General features: G+C 55.4%; 2 protein-coding genes. Both read right to left on the bottom strand.

The genetic code is table 11. The features are described from left to right. Positions 1 to 477: 477 nt before the first annotated feature. A complete protein-coding gene (locus J7447_RS31130) occupies positions 478 to 792 on the bottom strand; it encodes a hypothetical protein (protein ID WP_152506522.1) in 315 nt (104 codons plus the stop codon). A 65-nt stretch (positions 793 to 857) separates the two neighbouring features. Next, entirely contained in the window at positions 858 to 2,285 is a 1,428-nt protein-coding gene (locus tag J7447_RS31125; RefSeq protein WP_209171778.1) for an ISNCY family transposase, read from the bottom strand. Between the last annotated feature and the right edge of the window lie 208 nt (positions 2,286 to 2,493).

Genomic DNA, 2,493 nt, shown 5'->3' with positions numbered 1-2,493 from the left:
TGATCAACCAGCGCATCGCCAAGCTCGCTCGGCGCCGAGCACTCGGCAAAGCGGGCTTCGCAAAGAGCCAGAACCAACAACATTGATCGGAAACTGACCGCACCGCGGTCTACGCCGGATGCTTACGACACCGATGGAACGCAAGCCAAAGCTCTGCAAGCTATCTGCAATGACCTCGACTAGCCAACACAGCCAAGGTCCAGCGCTTGAGCGGTGGTGAGAAAGCCCGATAGGTGACATTTGTTGCTGGGAAGGTGGAGGGCTCCCAATCCACATCACTTGTCAAAGCCGAATAGGGACGCGACAGGTTCAGCCTGATAGAAATGCGACAGTCAGACTTTGAAGGTTGGTGAAGCGGTCAGCCCCCGATCCGACCGGCTGGGCCGGGTTGCAAGGGAGGTGAGGGGGCGGGTGGTCGCAACGTTAAGACGGTAGCCCGTATAAGGTCCTGCTATCCTTTGAGGCTAGGTGAGTGCTTTAGCGTTGTATTATTCGAATGTAGATTACTGGCTGTTTGTCGCGAACGAGAGCGATACCTTCATGTCCATGAAGCGGGCCAATTACACGGCTTCGACACAGCCATAAACTGTCGCCATCACGCAGTTCTTCATAAATCGGAGCAAGTCCCCTCATAAGCGTTGTCAAATCACGAATAGGCTCCACAAGATGTTGCGGCAGCGCTCCAAAATGTCGCATTAGCCAATTCGAAAATTGTTGCAGCGTAACTTCTTTGACTAACTCAATATCTGGAGGATCACGTTTTACTGCACTTGGTGAAAACATATCAATCATAGCACCGAGCCTCACTGCTATCGGTATAGAAGACACGCAATAAAAATCTACTTTTAAACGAACGATCAATCACATGCAGCGATTCTCGCCAATGCCTTCTGCCTCTTAGCATTGACCTCGGGATCATTCGTGAAATCCGTCCGTCGACCAGGTTTGCGACCGCGCTTCTGGTAGCCGTTGCTCACGCTGCCATCCGGGATGCCGAACATATGATCCTTTTGCCCTTGGCGGCTCGGACCATGCTGCCTCCGCCGTTGTTGCTCGCGCCCGTCCTGCATCTCAGCCACAATCGAAAGAATATCGTCCAGACGTTTGTTCTCGACCACTGGGCTTCTATGAACTGAGCGCAATGTATCAAAGGCTCGATAGGGAAGAATTGTGCCTTCATGCATGATCTCCAGCCGGCCATCGGGATAGTCGCAGACGATCACCTTCTGGCGGGGCAGGGTCTTGGCGTAGTCCGTCGGATCCAGGATGAAAATCACCTTCTCATAGCGTAGCGTCAGAGCCTGTGACACCGTGCGGACTTCTTTCCGGCACATGGCGCCATCCAGGTTCTCATGAGCGGCCAAGGGACGATGCATATCCTTCGGGTTGCGCGGTTCCTTGCCAAAACGGGCGTTGAAATCCGAGATGAACTCCGGTGCGAAGGCGTTGGCCTCTTCAAGCGTGTTGATACTGCGCAAACGCAGTTCCTTCACCAGCCGGTCCTGAAGAGTTCGGTTGGCGCGTTCAACGCGTCCTTTGGCCTGTGGGGTGTTGGCGCAGATGATATCGATGTTGAGTTCGTAAAGAGCGCGGCCGAACTGCGTCAGCCCGCTGGTCCGGTCCGTCTCGGAGGCATGGGTGGTTCGAAAAACCCCGTGCTTGTCGCTGTAGAATGCAAGCGGCTTTCCCCAATGCTCCAGATACGCCTTGGTTGCCTGGAGGTAGTCGAAGGTGTTCTCGGAGAGCGCGAACCGCAGATGAAGCAGCTTGCCGGTCGCGTCGTCGATGTAGACGAGCAAGGCGCATTTGGGACCGCGGTTCTCGAACCACCAGTGATGCGAACCGTCGATCTGTATGAGTTCTCCAAAACAATCGCGCCGGCCGCGCGGCTGAAAGATCCGCTGCTTGCGTTCGCGCCGCGATGTCCAAATACCGGCTTCTGTCATCCATTGGCGCAAGGTCTCCTTGCCGACGGCAATCTGATGAAGCTCGAGCAGCTTCTCACGAGCCAGGGTCGGACCGAAGTCGTGATAACGCTCTCGCACCAGGTCGAGGACGGCATTGCGAAACTCGTCACTGTGACGCCGATTGCTGGGACGGCCACGCTTGCGGGAGACAAGACCCTCGACGCCGTCGCGGTCGTAAGCCTGTAAGAGACGATGGACCTGGCTTCGACTGAGGCTCAGCAACCGGGCAGCGTCGACGACACTCAATCGGCTATCTCGAATCTTCTGGATGGCTTCCAGCCGGTTTAGTTCATGTTGCGACATGGTGATCAAAGACATTACGGCTCCGTCAGCGCTCAGGCGTGTCGAAGCCAGTCTTCCTTCCAACGTTGACATTGACCAGCGTCAGACGGACGGGAAGTGTCGCATCTCTAACTGGCCCAAGTGTCGCATTACTAAATGGCTTGTGAGCGATACTTGAAGTGCGACTTCTGCGGATTGCAAGGGTAGGGGGCGTTCACTCATTGCGCCAGCATCTTCTCCCTGA

The organism is Labrenzia sp. R5_0, from assembly GCF_017743835.1.
In the GTDB taxonomy this organism is placed as follows: Bacteria; Pseudomonadota; Alphaproteobacteria; order Rhizobiales; family Stappiaceae; genus Roseibium; species Roseibium algicola.
Note: the sequence above shows the minus strand (reverse complement) of the source record. Positions and strands in the feature narration are given on the sequence as shown.